21 protein-coding genes and 9 pseudogenes are annotated in these 22,956 nt (G+C 68.9%); 15 read left to right on the top strand and 15 right to left on the bottom strand.

The features are described from left to right. Positions 1-2 precede the first annotated feature (2 nt). Positions 3-897, top strand: a pseudogene (locus ACZ6C1_RS34915) (IS5 family transposase). A gap of 350 nt (positions 898-1,247) precedes the next feature. On the opposite strand, the gene ACZ6C1_RS34910 reads toward ACZ6C1_RS34915, so the two are convergent. Further along, complete coding sequence (locus ACZ6C1_RS34910) at positions 1,248-1,589, bottom strand: hypothetical protein (protein ID WP_469246854.1); 342 nt, start codon at positions 1,587-1,589, stop codon at positions 1,248-1,250. Between the two features lie 14 nt (positions 1,590-1,603). On the opposite strand from ACZ6C1_RS34910, the pseudogene ACZ6C1_RS34905 reads away from it, so the two are divergent. Beyond that, positions 1,604-1,771 (top strand): annotated as a pseudogene (locus tag ACZ6C1_RS34905) (transposase); the annotation flags it as partial. Positions 1,772-2,070: 299 nt separating this feature from the next. Here the strand turns inward: ACZ6C1_RS34905 and ACZ6C1_RS34900 are convergent. From ACZ6C1_RS34900 to ACZ6C1_RS34870, 7 genes and pseudogenes are all read right to left on the bottom strand, one after another. Beyond that, a complete protein-coding gene (locus ACZ6C1_RS34900) occupies positions 2,071-2,304 on the bottom strand; it encodes an IPT/TIG domain-containing protein (protein WP_469246853.1) in 234 nt (77 codons plus the stop codon). Continuing rightward, positions 2,301-2,480, bottom strand: coding sequence for a phage tail tube protein (locus ACZ6C1_RS34895; protein ID WP_469246852.1), 180 nt, complete (start codon positions 2,478-2,480; stop codon positions 2,301-2,303). Before ACZ6C1_RS34895 ends, ACZ6C1_RS34900 begins: the two co-directional genes overlap by 4 nt. 140 nt (positions 2,481-2,620) lie before the next feature. Beyond that, positions 2,621-2,770, bottom strand: a pseudogene (locus tag ACZ6C1_RS34890) (hypothetical protein); the annotation flags it as partial. 178 nt (positions 2,771-2,948) lie between these two features. Then, entirely contained in the window at positions 2,949-3,080 is a 132-nt protein-coding gene (locus ACZ6C1_RS34885; protein ID WP_469246851.1) for a hypothetical protein, read from the bottom strand. 6 nt (positions 3,081-3,086) lie between these two features. Beyond that, positions 3,087-3,374, bottom strand: coding sequence for a hypothetical protein (locus ACZ6C1_RS34880; RefSeq protein WP_469246850.1), 288 nt, complete (start codon positions 3,372-3,374; stop codon positions 3,087-3,089). Beyond that, positions 3,374-3,598 (bottom strand): hypothetical protein, encoded by a 225-nt coding sequence (locus ACZ6C1_RS34875; RefSeq protein WP_469246849.1) that lies wholly within the window; start codon positions 3,596-3,598, stop codon positions 3,374-3,376. The genes ACZ6C1_RS34880 and ACZ6C1_RS34875 overlap by 1 nt, the downstream gene beginning before the upstream one ends. A 267-nt stretch (positions 3,599-3,865) precedes the next feature. Next, positions 3,866-4,052 (bottom strand): annotated as a pseudogene (locus ACZ6C1_RS34870) (GP88 family protein); the annotation flags it as partial. Between the two features lie 1,205 nt (positions 4,053-5,257). Between ACZ6C1_RS34870 and ACZ6C1_RS34865 the strand changes: the two are divergent. Both ACZ6C1_RS34865 and ACZ6C1_RS34860 read left to right on the top strand, forming a co-directional pair. Further along, a complete protein-coding gene (locus tag ACZ6C1_RS34865) occupies positions 5,258-5,650 on the top strand; it encodes a hypothetical protein (RefSeq protein ID WP_469246848.1) in 393 nt (130 codons plus the stop codon). A 235-nt stretch (positions 5,651-5,885) separates the two neighbouring features. After that, positions 5,886-6,261: pseudogene (locus tag ACZ6C1_RS34860) on the top strand (Scr1 family TA system antitoxin-like transcriptional regulator); the annotation flags it as partial. A gap of 24 nt (positions 6,262-6,285) precedes the next feature. Here ACZ6C1_RS34860 and ACZ6C1_RS34855 read toward each other — a convergent pair. After that, complete coding sequence (locus tag ACZ6C1_RS34855) at positions 6,286-6,879, bottom strand: TetR family transcriptional regulator C-terminal domain-containing protein (RefSeq protein ID WP_469246847.1); 594 nt, start codon at positions 6,877-6,879, stop codon at positions 6,286-6,288. Between the two features lie 349 nt (positions 6,880-7,228). Continuing rightward, entirely contained in the window at positions 7,229-7,804 is a 576-nt protein-coding gene (locus ACZ6C1_RS34850; protein WP_469246845.1) for a class I SAM-dependent methyltransferase, read from the bottom strand. A 108-nt stretch (positions 7,805-7,912) separates the two neighbouring features. Between ACZ6C1_RS34850 and ACZ6C1_RS34845 the strand changes: the two genes are divergently transcribed. The 5 genes and pseudogenes from ACZ6C1_RS34845 to ACZ6C1_RS34825 all read left to right on the top strand — a co-directional run. Next, the gene (locus tag ACZ6C1_RS34845) at positions 7,913-8,575 is read left to right on the top strand and encodes a TetR/AcrR family transcriptional regulator (RefSeq protein ID WP_469246843.1); all 663 of its coding nucleotides are present in this window, start codon (positions 7,913-7,915) and stop codon (positions 8,573-8,575) included. Positions 8,576-9,010: 435 nt separating this feature from the next. Next, positions 9,011-9,229 carry a helix-turn-helix domain-containing protein gene (locus tag ACZ6C1_RS34840; protein WP_469246841.1) on the top strand — a complete coding sequence of 73 codons (219 nt, stop codon included), beginning with the start codon at positions 9,011-9,013 and terminating at the stop codon, positions 9,227-9,229. 119 nt (positions 9,230-9,348) lie between these two features. Next, complete coding sequence (locus tag ACZ6C1_RS34835) at positions 9,349-10,188, top strand: AAA family ATPase (RefSeq protein ID WP_469246839.1); 840 nt, start codon at positions 9,349-9,351, stop codon at positions 10,186-10,188. A gap of 101 nt (positions 10,189-10,289) precedes the next feature. Then, a pseudogene (locus ACZ6C1_RS34830) lies at positions 10,290-11,902 on the top strand (transposase). 107 nt (positions 11,903-12,009) lie between these two features. Next, positions 12,010-12,249 (top strand): annotated as a pseudogene (locus ACZ6C1_RS34825) (AAA family ATPase); the annotation flags it as partial. A 306-nt stretch (positions 12,250-12,555) separates the two neighbouring features. On the opposite strand, the gene ACZ6C1_RS34820 reads toward ACZ6C1_RS34825, so the two are convergent. Then, positions 12,556-13,281, bottom strand: a complete 726-nt coding sequence (locus ACZ6C1_RS34820) for a hypothetical protein (protein WP_469246899.1) — start codon at positions 13,279-13,281, stop codon at positions 12,556-12,558. Between the two features lie 303 nt (positions 13,282-13,584). Between ACZ6C1_RS34820 and ACZ6C1_RS34815 the strand changes: the two are divergent. Then, positions 13,585-13,767: pseudogene (locus ACZ6C1_RS34815) on the top strand (ATP-binding protein); the annotation flags it as partial. Between the two features lie 8 nt (positions 13,768-13,775). Here ACZ6C1_RS34815 and ACZ6C1_RS34810 read toward each other — a convergent pair. Next, positions 13,776-13,986: pseudogene (locus ACZ6C1_RS34810) on the bottom strand (transposase); the annotation flags it as partial. A gap of 157 nt (positions 13,987-14,143) precedes the next feature. On the opposite strand from ACZ6C1_RS34810, the gene ACZ6C1_RS34805 reads away from it, so the two are divergent. Further along, complete coding sequence (locus ACZ6C1_RS34805; RefSeq protein WP_469246838.1) at positions 14,144-14,536, top strand: nuclear transport factor 2 family protein; 393 nt, start codon at positions 14,144-14,146, stop codon at positions 14,534-14,536. A gap of 270 nt (positions 14,537-14,806) precedes the next feature. On the opposite strand, the gene ACZ6C1_RS34800 is transcribed toward ACZ6C1_RS34805, so the two are convergent. Then, positions 14,807-15,220 carry a hypothetical protein gene (locus ACZ6C1_RS34800; protein ID WP_469246836.1) on the bottom strand — a complete coding sequence of 138 codons (414 nt, stop codon included), beginning with the start codon at positions 15,218-15,220 and terminating at the stop codon, positions 14,807-14,809. 411 nt (positions 15,221-15,631) lie between these two features. On the opposite strand from ACZ6C1_RS34800, the gene ACZ6C1_RS34795 reads away from it, so the two are divergent. After that, on the top strand, positions 15,632-15,838 hold the full coding sequence (locus tag ACZ6C1_RS34795; protein WP_469246834.1) for a hypothetical protein: 207 nt from the start codon (positions 15,632-15,634) through the stop codon (positions 15,836-15,838). Between the two features lie 347 nt (positions 15,839-16,185). On the opposite strand, the gene ACZ6C1_RS34790 is transcribed toward ACZ6C1_RS34795, so the two are convergent. Continuing rightward, the gene (locus ACZ6C1_RS34790) at positions 16,186-16,611 is read right to left on the bottom strand and encodes a winged helix-turn-helix transcriptional regulator (RefSeq protein ID WP_469246832.1); all 426 of its coding nucleotides are present in this window, start codon (positions 16,609-16,611) and stop codon (positions 16,186-16,188) included. A gap of 32 nt (positions 16,612-16,643) precedes the next feature. On the opposite strand from ACZ6C1_RS34790, the gene ACZ6C1_RS34785 reads away from it, so the two are divergent. From ACZ6C1_RS34785 to ACZ6C1_RS34775, 3 genes are all read left to right on the top strand, one after another. Continuing rightward, positions 16,644-17,378 (top strand): NADPH-dependent F420 reductase, encoded by a 735-nt coding sequence (locus ACZ6C1_RS34785; protein WP_469246830.1) that lies wholly within the window; start codon positions 16,644-16,646, stop codon positions 17,376-17,378. Positions 17,379-17,472: 94 nt separating this feature from the next. After that, positions 17,473-17,613, top strand: coding sequence for a hypothetical protein (locus tag ACZ6C1_RS34780; protein WP_469246828.1), 141 nt, complete (start codon positions 17,473-17,475; stop codon positions 17,611-17,613). A gap of 126 nt (positions 17,614-17,739) precedes the next feature. Continuing rightward, on the top strand, positions 17,740-18,252 hold the full coding sequence (locus ACZ6C1_RS34775) for an HNH endonuclease (protein ID WP_469246826.1): 513 nt from the start codon (positions 17,740-17,742) through the stop codon (positions 18,250-18,252). Between the two features lie 613 nt (positions 18,253-18,865). Here ACZ6C1_RS34775 and ACZ6C1_RS34770 read toward each other — a convergent pair. Continuing rightward, a complete protein-coding gene (locus ACZ6C1_RS34770) occupies positions 18,866-21,529 on the bottom strand; it encodes a helicase associated domain-containing protein (protein ID WP_469246824.1) in 2,664 nt (887 codons plus the stop codon). Between the last annotated feature and the right edge of the window lie 1,427 nt (positions 21,530-22,956).

Raw genomic sequence — 22,956 nt, 5'->3', positions numbered from 1 at the left:
GCATGCGCCTGCTGACCGACGAGCAATGGGCACGCCTGGCGCCCTGCCTTCCCCGCAGCGCGGGGAAGGCAGGGCGCCCGTTCGCCGACCACCGTCGCATCATCGAAGGGATCATCTACCGATACCGCACGGGCATTGCCTGGAGAGATCTGCCCCGCGAAGCATTCGGTCCCTGGCAGATGGTGTGGAAGCGCCATCGCAGGTGGGCGGCCGACGGCACCTGGGACACGGTTCTGGCTCGACTGACCGCCCAGGCGGACTCGATCAACGGGATCGACTGGAGGGTCTCGGTCGACTCGACAATCAAGCGGGCCCACCAGCACGCCACAAACACGGCTCGGCCTGAGACGGACACCAGCGCCGCCACCTGCCGCAGCAAGAGCGAAACTCCTGCCACCGGGGGCGAGCCAGCCGTCCACGCCATAGGCCGATCCCGTGGCGGCCTGACCACCAAGATCCATCACGCCCTGGACGGCAACGGCCGCCCGCTGGCCGTCGTAGTCACCCCTGGCCAAGTCCACGACGCACAGGTCCTCCCTCTCTTGCTGGGCGACATCCGAGTCCCGCGACTTGGGCCTGGCAGGCCGCGCACCACACCAGAGGCGCTGCTCGCAGACAAGGCGTACTCCTCCAAGCAGGTCCGCGCAGACCTTGCAGGCCGTGGCATCCGCATGGTGATTCCTGAGCGTGCCGATCAGCAGGCCAACCGCAAGAGGAAAGGCCGCGCGGCGGACGGCTCCGGACTCTGGACACGGAGACCTACAAGCGCAGGAACGTCGTGGAACGATCAGCCTGCTCAAGCAGTGGCGGGGTTTGGCCACCCGTTACGACAAACTCGCGATCGTCTACCGCTCCGCAGCCGTGCTGGCGGCGATCATCGTCTGGTTACGGAGCTGAGAGACACGACCTAAGCCCCACCACCGGAGCAGCCGAGAGGCTGGTCCGGCCGCCCTCGTGAAGGAAAGGATTGCCATGGCGAAACGTAGGAGCATCCCCAGGAAGTGGCGGTGCAAGCTGTGCCGGAGTGGGCGGTACGTCGTGCCTGCGTGGCGCATTGGAGCAAGTGCACCCTGCCACGGGTATATCTGTAATCGCTGCGGTCATTTGCGGTCGGCAAGTGAGATTGAAGAAGGCCAGTAAGGGCCTCTCCTTCTTCAGTACTGGGCCCCGAAACGGGCCTTTTCTCTTGGCCCGGTGCCGTCGCCGGGCTCGTCCCGCAGCCGGGCAAGATCGCGCCGTGCTGGGCCCTATGAGTGCACCTGCCACCAGCGGTCCGCCTCAGCGCGAGCCACTTCGGCGTCGTACTGACTCGCGTCGAAGTGGAGCTCTGGCGGAGGGTAGGGCATGTCGGTGTGCGCCGCCCATGGAACCTCCCGCTCCGACCACTGCACGATTTCCCCGCACCGCTGCACGACCACGGTCAGGAAGCCGCAGCACCCGCCGGTGCACTCGCGCTCCCCCAGCTCCAAGCGGCGAGCCTCATCGGTCGCCCGCAGAGGGCTGGGCTGCCCCACCGGCAGCAGATCGGCGGCGTACGGTCCGCGGCCGCCCTCGTCGACCGCCTCCGTCCACTTTCTTAAGCTCGACAAGGAAGTCCCGGCCGCTTGAGGTCCACCTGGTCCTGGACAACTACGCCGTCCACGAGACCCCGGCGATCAAGACCCGGTTGCTGGCGCATCCCCGGTTCCACCTGCACTTCACACCGACTGGATGGTCCTGGCACAACCTGGTCGAGCGATGGTTCGCCGAGCTGACGAACGAACAGATGCGCGGTGCACTCGGGCACCAAACTCCGGACAGCTGTGGTTATGGGAGGGTGTCTTGGGCCCAGAGCAAGAGGAAGGACTCGGCGCCTGTCCCTATCTTGAAAGCGGCCCCGTACAGAAGGTAGGCAACGGCTGCGCGCGGGGACGGTCGCCTGAAAGCTTCTCGCGCGTGCTGTGGTGCTGGCGCCGGTGCGGGATCGGGGGCGGAGTTTGTGGTGTCTTCGGGCATGGCAATGGCTTCCTTCGTGAGAGGTGGTGGCTGCCGCCTTGCGTGTGCTGGTCCGCGCGCGGCCGCAGGCCTGGGTCACGCGTAGGTGAAGCCGCCGGTCTTGGTGGCGCTGCCGCCGGCGGTGGTGACGATGACGTCCTTCGCGCCGCTCGTGCTGGCAGGGGTGGTGACGGTCAGCTCGGTGTCGCTCTCCACCGACAGGCCGGTCCCGGCCGCGCCGCCGAAGGTCACGCCGGTCGCGCTGCCGAGGTTGGTGCCGACGATCGTGACGACGGTGCCGCTGGTGATCGAGCCCGTGCTGGGGGTCACGGTGCTGACGGTCCGTGAGGACGTACCAGGGCATCCGTGTCGTCGCCACCCTGGACGGCCAACCGCAGCGGCAGGACGCTCTCCTTGGTCTTGGCGAGCTCCTTGGAAACGCCCTCCATCTGCATCGTGCGCGGGATGACGTAGCGGTAGTGCTTACCGCCGTCGATGACCTCCATGCATGCAGCGATCTCGGTGCGGCCGCCGATGCGGGGCGGGGCGAACCGGAAGTGCTGCGGACCGCCTCCTGACGGGTCACGGCCGTGATGGTGCCGCCGCCGTACACCGCCCGGAAGTTCCGGCCGGACCACTGCTGCAGGTCCACCTCGACCGTTGCCGCGTCGGTCGTCTGGAACGTGCGGGTGGGGTACGAGGACTGGGCGCTGCGGACCTGCTCGAAGTTCGGCTCAGAGTTGAACTTGAGGCTGTCCTCGGTGAACAGGCCGACCGTGTACCACCCTGCGGGCATGGCCACGGTGGCGTTGGCCGGGGCGGACCGTCCCCACGGGAGCCAGCCACATGCGGCTGAGCTGAGGGATGAGGATTTCGTTGTTGTTCGTGGTCTCGCCAGCCAGGCGGGCTTCTCCTTGGTGTCCGGTGCTAAGGCGCGGACACCTTGGAGAGCCGGGGTGGTTAACGTCGCGTCGTCACGGGTGCAGGGTGACGGACAGGTTCATCACCCACCGGGGGTGGCCGTCGACGAGGGGGCTGCACACGAGCAGCCCCGACGGCTTGATGCTGCTGATCACCGGCCGGCCGGGGACGTGGGGTGCCTCCACCAGCTCCTAGGCGGCCTTGGCGCAGCGCAGCAGGATGCGCCGCAGCTCGGCCTTGCCCGGCCATCCGCCCGGGTCGCCATACACCTCGAGGGTCACCTCGGGTGCAATGGCCCAGGTCAGGTCTCGCAGGTCCCCGCCGGGGCCGTGGTCGATGCGCAGGTGCGGCCAGGGCGCCTCTTCGATGCCGGACACACGGCCGGGGCCGCCGAGCGCGTCGGCGGCCTCCGGGTGTTCCTGCAGCCAGGCGAGGATCGCGGAGACCGGATCGGCGTCCGCCAGGGTGAGCTCGCTCATCAGACCTGGGTGGCGTAGCCGGGCGGGTAGTCGGTGCCGTCGACGGTGTGGTGGTGGGACAGCGTGACGGTGACCGGGTCGACGCCGACCGGCAGGGCGGGGCCGACGACTGCCGGGGCGGGGGCCGGCTTGGAGGCGGGGCGGGCGGTGGCGGTCTCGGTGACGGCCTCGGGGGATTCTTCCGCCGCGGCGGCGGGCTTTTTGGTGGTCAAGTTCGTAGCCATGATGCGCACCCTGGACTGATGCAGCGGCTAGTGTCGCGCCCAGTACCGCGCGATCAAGGAGACGGCCTTGTCGGGACGTTTGCGGTCGGCACGCAGGTGGTGGCTGGAGACGCCGCGGCCGATCAGACGGCTCGTATATGTCTGCATCCCGCTCGGATCCCTAGCCATTGCGCTGGGGGCGTACGGGGACGGACACGACTGGTGGGACAACCGCAACTTCTTGACGAACCTGGCCTCCAGCTTCGCGAGCCTGTTCTTCGGCGTCCCCTTGGCGCCGGGGAACCGGTAGGCCCCCTGGCGTGCGTAGCAGAGCGGGGCGCAGATGCCCGCCGAGGGGCACGTGTTGTAAGTCCGGCCGTCGGGCAGGGTCCCGGCCCATGCCGGGATCGACCTAGATCCCCTGCCGACGCATGTCTGTGTTCTGGGTGAGTAGCCACCGTTGTTTCTCAGTCATGGCCGCACGGTGGACGCCGAGCGGCCTTTGCGTCGCTGGCTACTACGAGGCTCCGTCCGCGTCCGGCGCCGGCAGCTTGGTCAACTCTCCGTCCGCAACGCGCCACCGGACATCTGCCGCATCCGTGAAAGTGATGATGGGCGGAGGGACAGCTTCTTGCCGTTCAAGTAGCCTTGGTCCCCACCTGACGGACTTGGCAATCAGTATCTGGGCGGCTGGGATGCGAGTGTCTGGTCGAACAGGCAGTGTGTACGCGCGGTTGGGTGTCCATACCGACACACCTCGGGTTCCTCTTCACCGAACAACACACGGGCCTCAGTGATTGGGTGAGGGCTCTTATTGCGGATGAGTACGATCCATCGCTCGTACGGCATCCAGGTGTTTGGCCACGTGGCCGTGTGAACCCGCGCCTCGACGGAGACTTGCAGGGCCTGTGCCCAAGTGCGGTCCCGATGGTCAAGCTGCAGCAGTGCAGTCTGAGCTTGGATAAACTGCCGCTGCTCATCGAGCTGAAGCCACTGACTTCGCATAGTGGAGACTGCCCCAACGGCGGCGACGGCGGCAAATGCGCCACCTAGCCAGGTTGGGACATCCCCCCAGTCCATTGCCCCCATAACGGTATGGGCGTGAAGCGAACGGCGTCTAGAGCGCCCCGACCCTACAGGATCCGCAGGTCGTCCCAGCCCTCCGGGCCGACGCTGAACACCAGCAGACCCGACGTCGAGACCTCGCCCGAGCGGACGGTGTACCAGTCGCTGCCGTTGTCCAAAGTCGGGGCCTGAATCCAGAGCCGCCCCGGTAACGACCTGTGATCAGGATGTCGGCGTCCGCGACGGGCTGGCGCCCGAATGTCTACCCTCTCCACCAGTCGCCGGCCTTCTCCGGCCTTGCACCCGTGGTTCCGGCGACGGTGTCCTCACCACTCAGATAAGGCCGAGGAGGCAACCATGGCATGAGGTCCCCCGGGAGACGGCAACCGTACCAAAAGCGTACGTGGTGCGTACGCAGTGCGTACCCGGGTGCGCGCGAAGTGCCCAGGGCTGGAAACACGAGTGGGCGGCCGACCGGCCTTCCCCCACCGCCTGGTGTGCCAGCGCCTCCACCTGGACAGTGGTCGTAGCCGGCCCGGCTCCCGCCTCGGATACCGTGTTGCTCTACGGGGTGCCATAACGGATGTGACGCCCCCCACCGGAGGTAGTCAGCGTATGAGTTCAAAGCGCAGCAAGAATCCAGCCCTGCCCGTACTTGACGACGCATTCCGACTCGCGTCGGTCAAGGACACCGAAGAGTCCACCCGTGACTTGGCAGCGCGGCTGGCCACCACCGAGCTGCGCCGCGTTTCCCACCCGGGCCGGGTCACCTGGGAGCCCATCGATCAGTCCGAGCCCGTACCGGTCCCGCCGACTGTGGTCGACGGTGACGGTGACCTGTGGCTGCGGGACCGGGGCACTGGCACCTGGACCATGCCCGAGTTCAACCCGAAGGAGTTCCCGGCCCGCTGTGGCGAGGTTCTGACGTGGAGCCAGCTTGCCCGTGAGTTCGGCCCGCTGACTGCATTGGCCGACGACCGCCGCGTCGGCGGCGGCCGGCGTCGCTGACCGCGCAGCCTTCTGGGATGACCGCGCCCCTGAAGCGCCCGTTACGGGTAGCTGGGAGCTCCAGCTCACCGCCGAGCTCGACGATGGCCGCGAGCAGGTGAGCGTGGTGGTGGCGTGCGACGGTCTCGAGCAGCGTGCTGCGGGCCTGGCGCCACCCGATGTCCTCGGTGCGGTCGGCGTCGGTGGACCAGCCGGGTAGCGGTCGGCGTTCAGTTGCCGTGGTGAGCGCGCGGCCCAGCTCGCCGATGACCTCATCGCCACCGCCCGCGCGGTCGACTCGATGTACATGGAGTGGCGACGCTTGCACCGCAACGGCATGCGGCAGGTCCAGGAGGACTGGCTCGCCCTCCACGAGCAGACCCGCCACTGCCGCGTCTACCTCTCCAACGTGCCGCCCGGCTTCCTCCAGACCCCGGCGTTCGCGGCCGCCCTCATGAACTAGATCACCCGCTTCCAGGGCACCCCCGACGACGTCGCCGAAGCCGTCGCCGCCCGGGTCGCCCGCTCCGCTGCGGTTCCTTTACGAGGGCGGGCACCGCTACGTCGTGCTCATGGAGGGGTCCGTCCTGCGCTTCCGCACCGCCGACCCCGAGGCGATGCGCGGGCAGCTCGCACTAAATCTCTGACCAGTGAATTCAAGTGGGCGGAGGCTCGGTGATCACCAACCGGACAGACACATCCGGCAACTGACCGCCCCACGTCAGGTCCGTTCGGAGGTATCCGGGGCGGCTCGGCTGCCGTCGCTGTTGCCCCCGTGGCCGTGCGATCGCAGTGAGGAAGTCGTCGAGCATGGTGATCTGTGCGTCTTCAGGGAATCGGCCGGGATCGAAGAGGGCCTGCACGACGAGGCCGTGTGTGAAGGCGACGGCGCCTGCCGACAGTTGTTCCGGATCGGCGTCTGCGGGCAGCTGGCCGAGGTCGCGCGCGACCTCGAAGTGGGGGCTGATGGCCGAGCGGAGGCGGGTGTATCGGTCGGCCTGTTGCCTGGCCAGTTCATCGTCGGCGAGGGAGAGGTCCCAGAAACTGACCCAGATGCGGTTTCGGGCAGTGTCGTCCGAGGTCAGCGGCAGAATGTCCAGGAGGGCGGCGCGTACGGTGGCGAGGCCGGGTCCGGGACGTGCGCGGCCGGGCCTCTGCACGGTGTCGGTGGCCCCCCGCAGTCCCGGCAGGCCCTCCCAGGAGTTGACCGATTGGAACACTTGCGGGGAAGCATTCGCTGCTGTTGCCATCGCCCACGTCCACGGATGCCTGGCCTGGTTCCTCGGGGCATCTGTCACCGTCCTCACGCCAATCCTGCACTGGCGCGCCATGCCCGCCGAAGACGGCCCCACCCTCGGCGCCGTCCCGCCGGTGCTCCAGCAGTACACGGCAGCAAAGCCGCAATCCGCCGGCTCCAAGCCGCCCTCACCCGCATCGCCGCAGCCTGACCACAGACGGCACGGCCCCGAGCTCGTTTGGGAACCGGTCAGCTATGCCCGCCGACGCGGCCCCCGCCTCGGACGGTGTTGCTATGTTCCCGCTGGTCACAGGTGCAATCCGACATGATCGGAGTTACACCGCTTCTTTTGCAGCCCCAACTCATGCGGCGGCGCGGCGCAGTGTGAACCAGAAAGTCGGGACCGGGTTCGTGCCCGGCGTCACGTCGGCCAGCTGCCACCCAGCGAACCTGGTGTTGAGTTCGTCCGCAGTGACGCCGGACCACGAGTCGTCAAACGCCCCGGGCCCGTAGCCGAACATCAGCAATCGTGCACCGGGGGCGGCGCGCTTGGTGACGCCGGCGGTGTAGGCGTCGCGGCGGTGCGGTGGAATCCCGCAGTAGCAGCTCAGGTCGAAGAACAGGTCGTACGGCCCGGGCATGCCCACCTCGTCGAGTCGGGTGGCGTCCGCGCACAGCACCGTGACGTCCGCTCCGGCCGCGGCGGCCTTCTCCCTCGCCTGCCGGACCGCGCGGTCGACCAGGTCGACGGCGGTCACCTGCCAGCCGTGCTGGGCCAGGTACACCGCGTTGGTCCCGGTGCCACAGCCGAGTTCGAGCACCCGGCCCGCCATCAACGCGCCGGGCCCCTCTATCAGGGCCACGAGCTCGGGCGGCGTGACACCGCTGTCCCACGGCGGCTTACCGTCTCGGTAGAAGTCCTCCAACACGCTGCGCACAGAAGCCTCTTGGTCGAGCTCTGCAGCAGTCCGTGTCTCACTCATCGTTACCCCTCCAAGATATTAGAGTCCATCTCTAATGTCTGACTCTAGAGATAGACTCTCGGTATGGATGTGGTCAAGGGATCCGACGGACAGAACGTCAAGCGCCCCGACAAGAGGGTTGAGCGCTCGCGGCGCACCCGCGAGAAGATCGTTGCGGCGGCGCGGGAGCTGTTCGTCGCGCAGGGGTACGGTGCGACAAGCCTTCAGGAGGTTGCGGATCGCGCGGGCGTGGCAGTCCAGACCGTGTACTTCGTGTTCCGCAACAAGCGCGCGCTGTTCAAGGACGTCGTCGACACGTCGATCGCGGGCGACGCCGAGCCGGTCGCCACGATGGACCGAGACTGGTTCCGCGCGGCGTGCGCCGAACCCACTGCGGCCGGGCAACTGCGCATCCACGTGCGGGGCGTACGCGACATCCTCGGCCGAGTCGCCCCGATCATGCCGCTGATCGCGGCTGCGGCGGCCACGGACCCGGAGATCGCCGCGCAGTGGCCCGTCCGCCCTGACCCGCGCTATACCGTCCAACACGCCGCAGCGAAGGCATTGACCTCCAAGCCCGACGCCCGCCCCGACGTCGATACCGCCCGCGCCGCCGACCTGCTGTACGGGCTGCTCAGTCCGGAGCTATACCTGATCTTTGTCCGCGACCGTGGCTGGTCCCCCGACGCCTGGGAAGAGTGGGCATGTGTGGCCCTGAGTGCCCACCTCTGCACAGACCACGAGTAGGCCACCGGGACTATGCCTTGGCGGTTCGCTCCCGTTCCTTCCCGGAGGTCGAACCGCTTCGGGCGAACCGTTGGTGTGGTTTTGGTTCGCTCTGCATACGCACTTCGTACGCGTTTGGTACGCCTCACACCCACTCTATGCCGAGTTTTCGTAGTGCGTCGAGCTGGTCGGTGCGATCTGTCGGTTTTGTGACAGTGGAGTGAGAGTGCGGCCTCTCGGTGTGGTGTCGGTGGTGGTGCTGGTGTCGTGGTTGGTGTTTTGGTGCTGGTCGGTGGGGTGTTGATGGGAGGGCTGGCATTGTCATGAGGCGAGAGACTGGTCGGTGGGGTCGCTGAGTGAGTTCATATGCGCTGAGGCGGGCCCCGCGGGTGTGATCGTGGGGTGGACCAAGAGGTAAGGATCGGCCGTGGGGCTGTGCTGCCCAGGGGATTGGTGGTGCGTCGTCTGCTGGAGCGGCAGCAGGCGGGGGAGTTGTCGACGCGGCATGTGCGTGCGGTCGCTGAGACGGTGGGTGTTTCGGAGCGTACGGTCTGGCGCTGGCTGGAGCAGACGGGGGCGACCGGGCGGGCGGAGGCGCCAGTCCGGCAGGGATACGCGGTGTCGGACGAGGTGTGGGAGCTGCTGGGTGAGGCGGGGGGAATGTCTCGGAGCTGAGGCGTCGGCTGGTGGCTGCCGGCGGTGAGGTGCCAGTTCCGTCGATGTCGACGTTGTGCCGGGTGATCCGCAGGGACCGGCGGGCGGGGGGGGCTTTACTGACCGGGCGGGAGCCTGAGGTGGCCGGGCCGCGCCGGCCGGATCCCCTCAGTGAGCTGGGCCTGAACGTGGTGGCCGAGAAAGGCGTCGGTGGGCAGGTGTTTCTGCGGGAGCAGAAGCATCTGGCGCAGGTCCCGGTTCTGGTCCCGGATGCCCAGGTGGTGCACACACCTGCCGTTCGGTCGGTGCTGCGGACGGTCGCGCACGCGGCCGCGGTCGCGGCGGTGGTGTGTCTGTACGGCGACGCCGGCCAGGGGAAGACGGTCGCGTTGCAGTACGCCCTGTCCCAGCTGCCGCACCCGGCCAGGGTCCGTCGGGTCCATGTCGGTGTGCACCCGACGGTCCCTGAACCGCGCCGGGTACTCGCGGACGCTCTTGAGCTGGGCAGGCGTCTGCCGCGCGGCGCGGGGGAGGCCGACCTGACGCTGGTGAACGCGTTGAGGCAGCCGCGCGTGCTGGTGCTGGACGAGGCACAGCGCCTTCCGGGGCCGGCGCTGGAGTTTCTGCGCGGGCTGTGGGACCACCCGGACACGGACACGGCCCTCGTGCTGGCGGGTGCGGGCAGCGAGCGGGCGCTGCGCCGGGTGCCCGCGCTGGCCTCTCGGGTGCTGACCTGGGAGTTGGTGCCGCGTCTTCGCCCGGGCGAGGTGGCAGTGGCGATGACGGCCTTCCACCCGCTGTGGGAGGACGTGAGCGAGGACGATGTCGTGTGGGTGGACGAGCATGTGGGCCACGGCAATTTCCGGACCTGGGCGAAGCTGACCTCGCACCTGACCGCCGAGATCTACGGCAAGAGCCGTGCGGTAGTGGACCGCCGGATGCTGGAGCGGGCCTGCGCACGGCTCATGGGGCCGCTGTGACCGGCACCTCCGGACCGGGAGAGGCTGGCGGCCACATGGACGGGCCGCCCGCGCGGGGAGGTCTGCCTTCCTCCTCTCTGTCGGCGCTGCGCGGCCCTGCCGTGCGCCGGCTGCTCGCTCTGCGGCAGGACCAGAAACTGACGACCCGACATGTACGGCTGATGGCGGAGTCGTTGGAAGTGACCGAGCGCACGGTGTGGCGGTGGCTTGCCGCTGCCGAGCGGGACGAGTCCGCGGCCGCGGAGCCCGGAGCGCGGGCCCAGAGTAAAGACCGCTTCTCCGTCACCCCGGAGGTGCGCCGCCTGCTGGCCTTGTGGAAGGGCAACGTCGCGGCGGTTCATCGTGAGCTGATCGCTCGCGCGGCCAGGGGCGAGGGGGATCCGCCTCCGTCGATTCCGACGCTGCATCGGGCGATCCGCCGTGATCTGTCGCCGGGGGAGCGGGCGGGGCTTGCGGGTGGGAAGCGGGCGGCGCGTAAGCATGATGTGTTCCTGGCCCGGCCGCGGGGCTGGCGGAATCAGGTGTGGGAGACCGACCACATGCAGGCCCCGGTGCTGGTCGATGTCGAGGGCAGGGCACGCCGGCCGTGGATCACCTGGTTCACCGACTGTGCCACCAACGCGATCACTGGCGTCGCGGTGACGCCGGTGCATCCGTCGCGGGAGTCGGTGCTGGCCGCGCTGCGCTCCGCGGTCCTGCGCGAAGAGCCTTACGGTCCGTTCGGCGGTTTGCCGGAGAAGGTGCGGGTGGACCGCGGCAAGGACTTTCTGTCCCGGACGGTGACGGCCGCGTTCGATCTCCTGGAGGTGACGGTGGAGGATCTGCCCGCCTACACCCCCCACCTCAAGGGCACTGTGGAGGGCCTGAACCGGGCTGTGGAGAGCATGTTCCTGGCCGCGCTGCCCGGCTACGCCCGCCAGCCGCGCCCCGGTAAGCGGGCTTCCCGCCCGAAGGACGAGGTGCTGCTCGGCTTCGAGTACTTCACCGCTCGGCTGCTGGCCTGGACGCTGTGGTGGAACACCGAGCACCGTCGCCCTTGCGGGGTCGGACCCCGCTTGAGGCGTGGCAAGACGATCCCACCCCGCTGCGGGACGTGCCGGCTGCGGATTTGTGGACGTTCACCCTGGAGGACGCCGGCACCCGCACGCTGACCACCCGCGGTATCCGCTTCAGGAAACGCGACTACGTGGGGCCTTGGATGACCGGCCAGGCCGGGATTCAGGTGCGCATCCGCTTCATGCCCCACCACGACCACCGCATCGAGGTCTACCACGCCACCACCGGCCGCTACCTCGGCCCCGCGGACCTGGCCGACCAGGCCACCGAGGAACAGGTCAGCGCCGTACGGCGGGCACGGGCGACCCGCAGCCGCCGTCTGAGGAAGGACCTGGAGGCTTCCCAGCGCGAGCGCTACGCCGCCGCTACCCGGGCCGAGCCCCCTCGGCGGCTCGGCGCGCTGACCGGTGCGCAGGCCGATGCCGAACTCGCCCAGAGTGCTGACGTCGGCCTGTCGCAGCTCGCGCTGCCCGATGTTGTCCCGCTTGCCGCGCCCCCGGCCGACTGGCGCACCCCAGCTTCCCTGGCTGCGCTGATCACGCTGGCCCGGCCCGCCCCGTGCTCGTCCAGTCGTGACTCCACCGCTACAGCTCCGGACAGCCCGGACGGACGGGCCGCACGTCCCACCACCGACGACGAAGACGGAGACGCCTCGTGACCGCGGCCACCTACCAGTACGTCGACCTGCCCGATGCGTCCGTGGTCACTACCCGCGCTCTGCTCACCGCCCGGGAAAACATCTCTGACACCGTCACGGCCCGCGCCATGATGTGCATCCACGGCGGTGCCGGCTTCGGCAAGACCCTCGCCGTCAACACCTGCCTGCACGCACTCGAACCGCACGAGGACGTCCGCAAGATCACCTTCCGGGCCCGTCCCACCGCCCGAGCGGTGCGCTACGAGCTGTTCACCGCGCTCGACCTGGCTGGGGAGCCACCGCGTCACCCCAGCGAATTCGACCGCCTGCTGAAGACCGCCCTGGCCGAACGCCCCCGTACCTTCCTCGTCGACGAGGCCCAGTGGCTCAACGGCGAGGCGTTCGAGTATTTCCGCTACCTGTGGGACGAGCCCCTCCACCCGGCTCGCGATCATTTTCGTCGGCGGCATCGTCCAGGATTTCCGCCACGGGTGTGCGCCAACCTGATGTGGACGGGCTCCACGCTCTTCCACAACCGCCATCTCAATAACGACGACGACCTGCGCGCCATGACCACGGTGCAGCTCGAAGACATCGAGAAGGTGCCTGTCGAGATGCGCGCGCATCGCGCCCCCGAGCGCGCCCCTCCCGTCGTTGATCCATCAGTCCTCTTCTCACATGGTGGTGTCCAGCCGCGGCTTGCGCTTCATGTCGGTGAGTTTCACGTCCTCCGTCTCCGGAGCCCCGAACACCTCCACGATCACCCCGCTACTGGTACCGGTGACCTCCAGGGCGGCGTGACCGCCCATGAAGCGCAGATCGACGCGAGCCCGGGGCTGGCCCCCGTGGTCCGGCATCCGGTGCACCCGCGCCGCCGGGTAGTCGAGGGCCGTCAGCTTCGTACGCATCGCGTCGTAGCCGTTCGCCTTCTTGTTCTTGAACGCCTCGACGACGCGGTCCGCGTGCCAGTCGCCGTAGCACTTCTCGCTGCTGGGCAGCGGGACCTCGACCGGCTGCTTGGGCTTGGCGGAGCCAGTGGCGGGGCTCGGCGGCTCGGGGACGTCCGAGGGAAGGAGAACGGGGGCCTCCTCCGCGTCGCCCGGAACGGCCGGCGGGGTCTCACCCGGCCCGTATGTCCGGGTGGGCTCCTCCTCGACCACCAGCCCCTCGGGCACGGCCACACCCTCGCCGCCCTTGTCGCTGGGGGCGCCCGGGGAACAGGAGTCGATCGCCTGGCCCACCAACTCGATGAACCGCACCTCCTGGTCTTCCGCGCTCAGGGGAGCCTTCGGGGAGGTCGTCGCCTTCACGGCGTTGCCCGCGGAGGTCGCGTGATCGGTGACGGCCTTCTGAGTGCCGCAGGCGGAGAGGACAAGGCAGCCGAGAGTGGCCACCAGCACGGACTTCAGGAAAGATCTCGCTTGTATGCACGCATCATGCTGACGCCGGCCATCCCGGGGCATGAGCACGCGTACTCACTCCGGCATGAGCTGCCAGCTGTGCAACAAGGGCGTCCTTTTGGCGCCGTCATACGATGTGCCGGTAGGCGTTGACCTTGGCATGCGGGGGCAGGGGTTCCCTGCGTGTGGGCTCGTCGGCGACGCGTAAGGTCGCCGCGCTCATCGCCGTGGCGCTCGTCGCCGTACTGCTGCGGAGCGCGCCGCCGATGGTGAGTGGACACCCGAGCCACCATCCCCGCCCCCTTCGTTCTGCATGCTGACCAGGACACCCTCCGCGGGCGTATCGAGGGGGACACGGACCTTGGTCCTTTCCCGTTCCGTCTCGCATACCTCGAGCCCTACGCCGAGGCGGCCCGCACGTGGCTGCAAGGGGAGGCCGAGGTCATCGACACCACGCACCTCACGCCCGCTCAGGCCGCCCTGTAGATCGTGGAGGCGGACCACAGCCGGTGGCGTTCATAGACGGTCTTCCACGGGCCGAACCGTTCGAGCAGGACACGCCACTGAACGCCCGTCCGCACCCTGTGCAGAATCCCGTCGATCACCTGCCGGTGGGTCTCGCCACCGGCTACAGCGCCTGTTACTGACCGGCAGGAACGGCCGCAGCCGCTCCCGCTCGGCATCCGTCAGGTCACCCCGCCTCATGTCCACATCAACGACGCCGACATGAAGTGGACATGACCGACCGGTCGGCTTCTGGGGGCGGGGGTCCGATCAGGTGGCGGGGCTGGCGATGCCGGTGTGCCTGAGTCCCGCCGGCCGGATCCGACCTAGTTTGGTAGGGAGATCAAAGGAGGCTGCCATGGCCGATCACCCGAGTATCGGGGTGTTTCACCGGGCTTTGGAGGCGTTTTCGGCTGGCGATATGGAGGCGCTGGCGGAGGTGTTCCACCCGGATGTGGTGTGGCATCTCGGCGGCCACGGTCCGCTGGCCGGCGACTACCGGGGGCGCGACGCCGCCTTCGCCTTGTTCCAACGGGAATTCGAGCTGACAGGCGGCACCTACCGCCCCCAGCTCCACGATGTGCTCGCCAACGACGAGCACACGGTTGCCCTGCTGCACGTCACGGCGTCACGCGAGGGCAAAGAGCTGGACATGAACGAGACGATCATCTTCCACATCCGGGAGGGCCGGATCACCGAAGCCTGGGGGCTGTGGTCCGACCAGAAGGCGTACGACGCGTTCTGGTCGTAGAGACGCCGCCCGTTTGCCACGCGCAGGACCGCCCCCGGGACGGCGGCGGTCCGGCGTTCGCGGAAGTCCGGTACCCGCGCCAGGCGTCGTAGACCCGGCCAAGATCCTCCGGACGACGGTGCGGGCAAGGACGGCTGCGGAGCGGGGGTACGGCGCGCAGCATCAGGAGTACAAGGACCGACGTTCGCTCCGGTCGGCGCGCGGCTGATCGGGCAGCCGCGTGCCCGCCTCTCCGGCGCCCACGAGCAGGACGCGCGGCGTACTGAGCGTCTACGGTCGGCCCGGGATGCGCTGCAGATAGTCCTTCGACCGGCAGCCGTCGTCCGGGTCATCTGTCGGGCACAGGGCCGGGTCGGCTGCGTCGCCGAACACGTAGGCGTGCACGGCGCACTCGCTGCCGGTGACGGTCAGTGACAGCACGGCGCCGCGTGCGGCGGTTTCGCCAGCGGTGCCGTCGTCAAACGCCCAGCGGCCCGATGTCAGCTCCGGGCGCGCGACGGGCGGCAGGTTGTCGCAGTCCGAGGCGACGGGCAACGTGTCGAAGTGCTCGCTGGTAAAGGTGTGATCAGCGTGGAACGTCAGTGATGTGCCCGCCTCGCTGGCCCATCGCCCCGCTACCTGATCTGCTGAGATCTCCGTGGCGTAGATTGCCGCCGCGTAGCCGCACGACACCGTCAGCGTCACCGCTGCCACCGCCAAAACTGCCAACCGCCACACCTGCCTGACCACCCCCACCCCTCCCCAAGGCACCCGGGCAACCACCCGAATGCAGGCCGGTACCGGCCCGCACCGACACTGTATTGAACACGCTCAAACCGGTGGCGGCGGCCCACGCCCACGACAGCGATGTGCTGCCGTGGGCAGCACCGGTCGGCCGGACGGAGCTCAAGCCGATACTCCAGCGCACTCCCGCTTTACCCAGGGCGTGCCCCGCTCGGCGGGATGCCACGGTGGACGGCTCCCTTCTGTCTCCCGCGTGACGGAGCGTTTTCGGCTGTCCGGCTGGTGGACCCCGCCGGCAGGGGCATCCTTGCCGTCAGCCGCCGTCCGCCGGCCGCGCGGCGCTCCACCGCCGAGCAGAAGGTCCCCCTCTTGATGAGCGAGCTGAACACGACCCTTCCCGACGACTGCCCCGCCTGGCTGGCCGTGCGGGGAGCCGACACGTATGCCCTGCTGTGGGTGGCCAGGGGCAGCGAGACGGGCATCTGGGAGAGGGAGGAGCGCCGGGTGGGGGAGACGGGAATCGCGCGCCGGGGCGCGGACCTCACCCACGCTGAAGGAGGTCACCCACGGCAGTCTTGAGGCTCTGCACCGCTGGCTCCAACTCGACGACACTGCAGGGCACCTGGGAATCGTCACCGCCGAGCCCGGCGGCCTGCGCGCGCACACCCCCGGGCCACTGGCCGCCGAGCTGATGCACGACCCGGCCTCCGACGAGACCCGGCTCACCGGCCTGCTGGCCAGCTGGTTCCACCGGCGCCATACCGAGGTGCGACAGGGCTCGGCGAGGCCCGAGGCCGGATGGGTCCCGGCGGCAGATTGGCGCGTACGTGCCCTTCGGAGTGGCGAACACCAGTTTTGCGGTGTCGCGCGACGGAAGCCTGCGGCGGCGGATCGTCGGTCAGGTCCGGGGTAGTGAAACGTCCTGGCTAGCTTCTGTGCGGGCGATCTTCTCGGGGTGTGAAGCGGGCCTGGGCTGCCAGGACGGCTTCGGTGTAGCGTCCCGCCCACGCGCCCATCGCACGGATCGGGCCCAGCAGCGCGAAACCCGCCTCGGTGAGTGAGTAGTCGACGCGTGGTGGGGCCTCGGCGTACGCCTGGCGTGCGACCAGGCCGTTGTACTCAAGGCGGCGCAGGGCCTCGTTGAGGACTTTGGGGCTGATCCCGCCGATGCGGGTGATCAGCGTGTGCGGCCTCATGGGCCCGCTCTCGCCGAGGACGTACACGATCACGCTGTCCCAGCGGTTCGACAGGACTTCGAAGGCCACCCTCGCCTGGCAGTCCGCGGCGTATTCGTCACCGCCCAGGTCATCGCCCAGTCCTTGTTCGGCTACCTCTGCCGCCGTGTCGCTCATGCGATCATCCTGCCTGGCCCGATGCACACCATGTGGTGTGCATCGGCACGCCTAGCGTCCTTTCCGTCACACCTCGCACGTCTCGCGACACGGACGACAGGAGCAAACACATGCGCATTGGCATTCTTGGTACAGGGGCGATGGCCACGGCCCTCGGCGCGGCCTGGGTACGCGCCGGCCATGACGTTCGGGTGGGCGGTCGGGACACCGAAGCGGCCTCCCGCACCGCCCTGTTCACCGGAGCCTCCGAGCACGGCACCCTCGCCGAGGCCGCAGCTCACGGGGATGTGGTACTCGCCGCCGTGCCAGCGGGCGCCGCGCCACAGCTGGCCAAGGAGCTGGCCACCCTGCTCGCCGGGCGGACGGTGATCGACTGCAGCGTTCCCATGGCGCCGGGCGAGGACGGCCCGGCCCTGACCACGGGCGGCGCCACCTCCGTCGCCCGGCTCATCGCGGACGCCGCCCCAGGCGTCCATGTGGTGAAGGCGTTCGGGTTGTGCCACGAGAGCATCTGGACCCTGGACCGGCCAGCTTTCGAAGGGTCCCCACTGGCGGTCCCGTTCTGCACCGACCAGCCGGACGCCGCCACGCGGGTGGCGGAGATCATCACCTCCATGGACTGCACGCCTTTGCCCTGCGGCGGGCTCGATCGCGCTGCCCTGCTAGAGGCCACTGCCGTCTTCGCCGTTGGCGTCTGGTGGTCGGGCGCCGAGGCCCGCTTCGCGTTCCCGGCCCCGGCCCTGGCCCCGGGGGCCGTGGACGACTAGCCAGGACCTTTCCGGCCGATCCCGCGCGGGAATGTGGACCGAGTGGCTCCTGCCAAGCCCGTTGCGTTGCGCATGTGAGGCGTGGGCTGGAGAAGTGGAGCAGGGCCGCTTCGGCAGCGGCCTGCGTGTCGTCGTCCTCCTGGTCCTCGCCGTCGCCCTCACCGCTGGCCCCGACGATCCGCCCGTCCTCGTCACGCCGGACGTGGATGTCCTATTTTGGCCCGATTACGCTTGAAGAGTACGCCGCTCTCTCGTTGCGCCAGGCGTCGGAGCCACCATGTTGAGCCGTGCCAACAACGTATCCATCAGATTTGAGCCCATCAGATTCGTGAAGCCTACGGGCCTGGCGTGGTTGCTGCGCATGGGACGCAAGGAAGCCGTTCCTGTTCCCATGGGCCGGGGGTGGCTCCGCATCGGGCGCAAGGAATTCCCGGGCGCCATGGTCACCGAGGAGGAGTACCTCAAAGAAGAGCAGCAGCAACGACGTGAACCGATCCTCATGGGGGTCATAGACGACCGTCAGCTGTGGTGGTTCCAGGACAGGTTCTACTGGGACAACGACTACATGGACGGCGACGATGTCCACGCGTTGCTGCTCACTAGGCACCAGCGGGAACGGCAGCGCATTGACCGAGCACGAGCCATGGTGGCCATGGGCGAAGAGCCTCGCGTCCGCGAGCGCGGGCACATACCGGACGACGTCAAGCAACTTGTATGGATACGTGATCAGGGACGATGTCGAGTGTGCGGCGCTACAGCGGAGTTGCAGTTTGACCACGTTATTCCGGTAACCATGGGTGGTTCCAGTGAGGTCGAGAATCTTCAGCTGTTGTGCGGGCCGTGTAACCGCCGCAAGGGAGCTGGCCTGACGTAGGCGAGTTCTGCATCATGCACCGCCTTCACCGTGGGGGGCCGGTCTCGCCGCGGGACCGGACGCGGTACGCGCACACGACATCTTCGGCAAGCGGGCGGCCCTCCTGGCGCAATCACGACTGGGAGGCCGATCACGTCCAGGCACCGCTGCTGGTCGATGCCGACGGCGACCTGGTGCGCCCTTGGGTGACCTGGTTCATCGACACCGCCACCAAAGTCATCACGGGCACCGCGATCACCCCAGGTGTCCCTTCTAGCCACTGGAGCAGGTTCCGGTCGGGGGGTGGGTGCGCGCCGGGGTAGGGGCGCGTTCGGTACGCCTTATGTCCCGGACCGTACGCCTCCCAGACGCACCCAGTTAGCCGCCGATCAATCTCAGCGGGTTCAGCGCGCCTGGACGGCGGCCGTTGTATCGCGCTACTGCCCGACCGGCCGCCGCGGCCCCTGGCGGTCCCTCCGGGCCCGTGCAGCCTCTCCGCCGGGCTCAGCGACCACCGCGCCGCCTGGTTCGGGCTGACCGGGCCGCGCTCCTGGTCCGGCCCTGCCTCGTGCGGTGCTGCGCCTGGAGGGTTCTGCACGCGTTAGGTACGTCCTTCGTACGCTTTTGGTACGCTTCACGCCCAGTCGATGCCGAGCTTCCGTAGTGCGTCGAGTTGCTCCTGGGTAAGCCGGTCCCGCCTCGTTTTGGTGTTGGAGATCCATACGCCCAGTCGTACAGGCACCGGCTCGGTTTCGCCGTCGACCTCGACCTCGACGACTGCGCCGCGCGGGACCGGCCGGTGGGCGCCTTCCTGCTCGATCCACTGCGCCAGGGCCGCAAGTCCCCGTCGGAACGCCGCCTGGGCCTTGCTCGGCCCCGCAAGAGCGGCTGCCGGGGCGGGGGCCGGGGTCTGGTCGGGCTTGACGCCCAGCTTCGACAGCCGCTGCTGCTGCTCGGTCGACAGCTGCGCCCAGGTGCCCGGGTTCTTCTGCCGCTGGAGCCACTTGCCCAGATCATCGCCCTCGAACAGCACCCCCGGTTCGATGGCCGGCAGGACACCGCCGGGTTCGTCTTCGGCGAGGTGGGTGAGGACGCGGTAGTGGCGTTGCCAGTTGAGCGGCCAGGGGCAGTTCCAGTCCTCGTCGATCGCGGCCAGCTGCTGCGCGCGCTCCGCCGCTCGCTCCGGGTCTTTACCCAGTCCGCCCTTCCGGCGGAGGTTGGCCATGTGCTGTCCGATGGGCACCATCGCTTCGCCCTCGCCCCACACGGCGTCCTGCCGCGGCGCGAGGTGCCCCATGGCCCGCCGGTAGGACCTGAGCGCGGCGAGCTTGTTCTCCCACGCTTCCTCGCCCGGTTCCCACACCATCCCGGCCTCGGGTGCGTCCAGCAGCGTCTTGCGCCGCTCCTCCAGCTCCCCGGCCCGCAGCGCCTTCCTCTGTTGGTGGACCCATCGCCCGAGCGGAAACGCCTTCGTCGCCCCGACCTCGACCTCGACGTCATACGGAACGGCGTAGAGGCCGGTGATCTCGTTCTCCCTGCGCCACCGGATGAGGGCTTGGTAGCCCTCCAGCCACACCAGGGACTCGGGCCGGTAGACCCGGGTGCGCAGGAAGGCCGCGATGGTCGCCGGGTCGCGCGGGCTGGAGAAGTGGAGCAGGGCCGACTCGGCAGCTGCGCCGGTGCCACCCTCCTGGTGCTCTCCGTCCCCTTCGCCGCCGGGGCCGACGATCCGCCCTTCTTCGTCACGCCGGAGGTGGATCTTGCGCTTGCCGCTCGTCAGCGCCCGCGAGGCCAGTTGTTCCACGAGTCGTTCATCGTGCGAGCGCAGGCCTTGGAGTACGGCCACGAGCGGCTTGAAGCTCGCGGAGGCGACCATGTCGGTGGGGTCCTCGTTCGGCTCCAGGAACACCGGCACGATGATCCTGGCCACCTTGGTGGAGCCGTCGCGGTTGGGTCGGAGCGCGCGGCCGATGTTCTGGACGATCTCGACCTGGGAGGCGCGGGTGTCGGCGAAGCAGACGGCCTCGACTCCCCGTTCGCCGGTGATGTCGACGCCTTCCCCGAGCACACGACAGCTCGCCAGGAACGCCCGGTGCACCCGGCGCCCGGCCGCGTCGATCCCGCCTGCGAACTGGCGCAGGACCTCGCGCCGTTCGGTGACGAGGTGGTCGCCGCACAGCCATGCCGACCACACCCGGCCAGGGGGTACGTGGCGGCCGGCCTCCAGGTCGTAGAACTCCGCGTCGATCGACGACGCTGGCAGCCTCTCCGCGGCTGCCAGGTCCTCCTGCGGGGCGTCGTTTACGTACAGCGTGGCAGCGGTCCTCGGCAGCTTCTCCGCGAACGCGGCGGCCTCCTCGACCTTCTGGTGGAAGGTCATGACGGTACGCAGGTTCCAGGCGGCGGCGTGTTCCAGGAGCGCGGTCTGCAGCAGCGCCAGGCGCCGGCCGCGCCGCGCCTCCTCCGACTCCCCGATCACGGGGAAGGGGTCGCGGATCTCCAGCACGTCGATTTCGAACCCCGCGAGGATCTCGCGCTCGATCGCCTCCGAGAGCCCGAGCTCCGCGAGCCACGCGCCGTAGGTGCCCTCCGGGTCGTCGGCCATGGTCGCGATCTCCGCCTCCTGGCCCTCCGCGCCCTTCCGCGGCCGGGGAGCGGCGAGGATGCGCGGGGTCGCGGTCAGGTACAGCCGGAAGTCCGCCGGAATCCGCTGGTTGTCGTGGATCGCCGCCCACGGCCGACCAAGATCACCAGCAGTTCCATGGGCCTCGTCCACGATCGCCAGGTCGAAGCCCGCCATCCGCTGGCCGTAGAGCCGCTCTCCGCCCGCCAGGGCGGCCTCCAGCGGCCCGCGAACCTTCCGCCGACCCGTCGGGTCCTCCGGGTCCTCCCGGTCCACCAGGGAGGCGTAGGTGGCGAACACGACCACCGGCCCGGAACCCGCCCACAGGGCAAGCTGGATCGGGTTGGTGGTGGTGCGCACCCCGAGCTCGTCGAGTACGGGATCGTTCTCGAGCGAGCACACCGCGACCATCGGGGCCCGGTGACCCACCAGACGCCACGCCTCGGCCGTCTGCACCAGCAGGTCCAGGGTCGGCACCATCACGAGGATCCGACCGTTTCGGAAGCACTCGAGCGCGCAGGAGGCCGCGGTGATCGTCTTACCCGATCCCGTCGCGGACACGATAGTGCCCCGTACCCCCTTCGCAGGGACAGGTGATCTTGCGGGAAATCCAGCCCACTCACGGAAACTCGTCTTCTGGTCGACCTGGTGTTCCCTGAGCTGGACCCCGAACATTTTCCTGCCTTCCCTTTTATCGATACGGTCGCGGAATTCCAGGCCAGCGGGTACGGCCGGCTGGAGCCCGCCCGAAACCCCAGGTGCGCCGATCGCGTCGTGTACCAGCCGTCGGGCTCCAGCCCGCAGCGGACTGGAGCCCGAGGGCCTCATGGCGGCCTTGCTACGGCAGACCACGGTCTCCTCCACAGGACAGCCCCCAGGGGAGGAGCACTTCACACCCGGCCGTATGCTCACCGGCATGATTCACCCCGTCTCAGGGCCCTCCACATGGAGGCACCCGGTCTCCGCCGTAGTACTCGCCTCGCTGGTTGCACTCTGCTGGTACGCCACGCGGCCGGTGTATGCGGACTGCGTATATTTCGGCAACTATTCCATCGAGGAAGCTGTCGAATCCGGACAATGCGACCCTCCTCAGACGCGATGGAGGACATGGACGGGATGACCAGATGACCCGCAGGGTGTCACGTATTTCTGCCAAGGCTACATGCTGCATCATCCTGATGCAGACAAAGCCAGAATCCACGCCGCAACGCTCGCCCGACCAGCATCCACCCACACCACCAGCTCGGCCCAGCGAGCGTCAGCAGCCCTTGGGGAACAGAAGACGCAGCCGGAGAGCCCGGGTCAGCCCGGCGCAGCCTCAGCGGCCCTCAGACGCAGCCCGAGTCCGGGCCGGCACCCCCCAGACACAGCCGGAATACCCGCGTCAGCACCCCCAGATGCAGCAGGAAAGCCCGGATCAGTGGCCCCCGGGCGCAGCTGGAGGACCCCGCACCCGCGTCAGAGCGTGGACGCTCGGACGCCCCGCCCGGTGGACTGTGCGGGTGGGGGTACACGGGGGGCATGGCACCGAAGAGTGAACACCTGATGTCCCTGCGGGCCGTACGGCAGCTGCGCCGAGTCCGCGCTTTCTATGCGGCAGGTGTCCTGCTGTGGGCGGCTGCCGCGGCTTGGACGGGTTGGGCCCATTCCGGGGGCCGGCAGATGTGGGTCTCCCTTCTTCTCCTGGTCGTCTTCACTGGCCTGCTTGCCACCGCCTCCCTGTGGTTGCACCGCCTCCAAGCCATCCCAGGACACCAGCCGGCCCATCACGCGGCACCCCGACGAGCCGTCACCCCACGTCACGCAAACGCCTGAACCCCACAGCATCATCCCTGTAGCCAGCCCGGCCCGCGCCAGCGGGCCCAAATGGTCCTGAAGGCGCAGCCGAAGGACCGTCAGGCGGGGGAGCGCAGCGAACCCGCCACAGCCGGCCTGGAGCGAAGCGGAAGCCCGGCTGGTGGGGCACCGCCCCACCAGCTCCGAGAGCGCAGCGAACGGAGCGTCAACCCGAGCGCGCAGCGCTCGGGTTGAGTGGGACGCGCAGCGTCCCACCAGCGCTCCCGCGGAGCGGGGGCGCAACACCCGAGCGCAACCGGGGTGTT

It is taken from the genome of Streptomyces sp. NPDC041796 (genome assembly GCF_055590785.1).
This window is presented reverse-complemented; position numbering and strand designations above follow the sequence as displayed.

Bases quoted from the DNA above. Each gene is read 5' to 3' on its own strand.
- ACZ6C1_RS34865 (WP_469246848.1), top strand. From the start codon at position 5,258: ATGAGTTCAAAGCGCAGCAAGAATCCAGCCCTGCCCGTACTTGACGAC.
- ACZ6C1_RS34855 (WP_469246847.1), bottom strand. From the start codon at position 6,879: ATGGCAACAGCAGCGAATGCTTCCCCGCAAGTGTTCCAATCGGTCAAC.
- ACZ6C1_RS34845 (WP_469246843.1), top strand. From the start codon at position 7,913: ATGGATGTGGTCAAGGGATCCGACGGACAGAACGTCAAGCGCCCCGAC.
- ACZ6C1_RS34805 (WP_469246838.1), top strand. From the start codon at position 14,144: ATGGCCGATCACCCGAGTATCGGGGTGTTTCACCGGGCTTTGGAGGCG.
- ACZ6C1_RS34880 (WP_469246850.1), bottom strand. From the start codon at position 3,374: ATGAGCGAGCTCACCCTGGCGGACGCCGATCCGGTCTCCGCGATCCTC.
- ACZ6C1_RS34775 (WP_469246826.1), top strand. From the start codon at position 17,740: ATGGGACGCAAGGAAGCCGTTCCTGTTCCCATGGGCCGGGGGTGGCTC.
- ACZ6C1_RS34770 (WP_469246824.1), bottom strand. From the start codon at position 21,529: ATGTTCGGGGTCCAGCTCAGGGAACACCAGGTCGACCAGAAGACGAGT.
- ACZ6C1_RS34875 (WP_469246849.1), bottom strand. From the start codon at position 3,598: ATGGCTACGAACTTGACCACCAAAAAGCCCGCCGCCGCGGCGGAAGAA.
- ACZ6C1_RS34795 (WP_469246834.1), top strand. From the start codon at position 15,632: ATGAGCGAGCTGAACACGACCCTTCCCGACGACTGCCCCGCCTGGCTG.
- ACZ6C1_RS34895 (WP_469246852.1), bottom strand. From the start codon at position 2,480: ATGGAGGTCATCGACGGCGGTAAGCACTACCGCTACGTCATCCCGCGC.
- ACZ6C1_RS34790 (WP_469246832.1), bottom strand. From the start codon at position 16,611: ATGAGCGACACGGCGGCAGAGGTAGCCGAACAAGGACTGGGCGATGAC.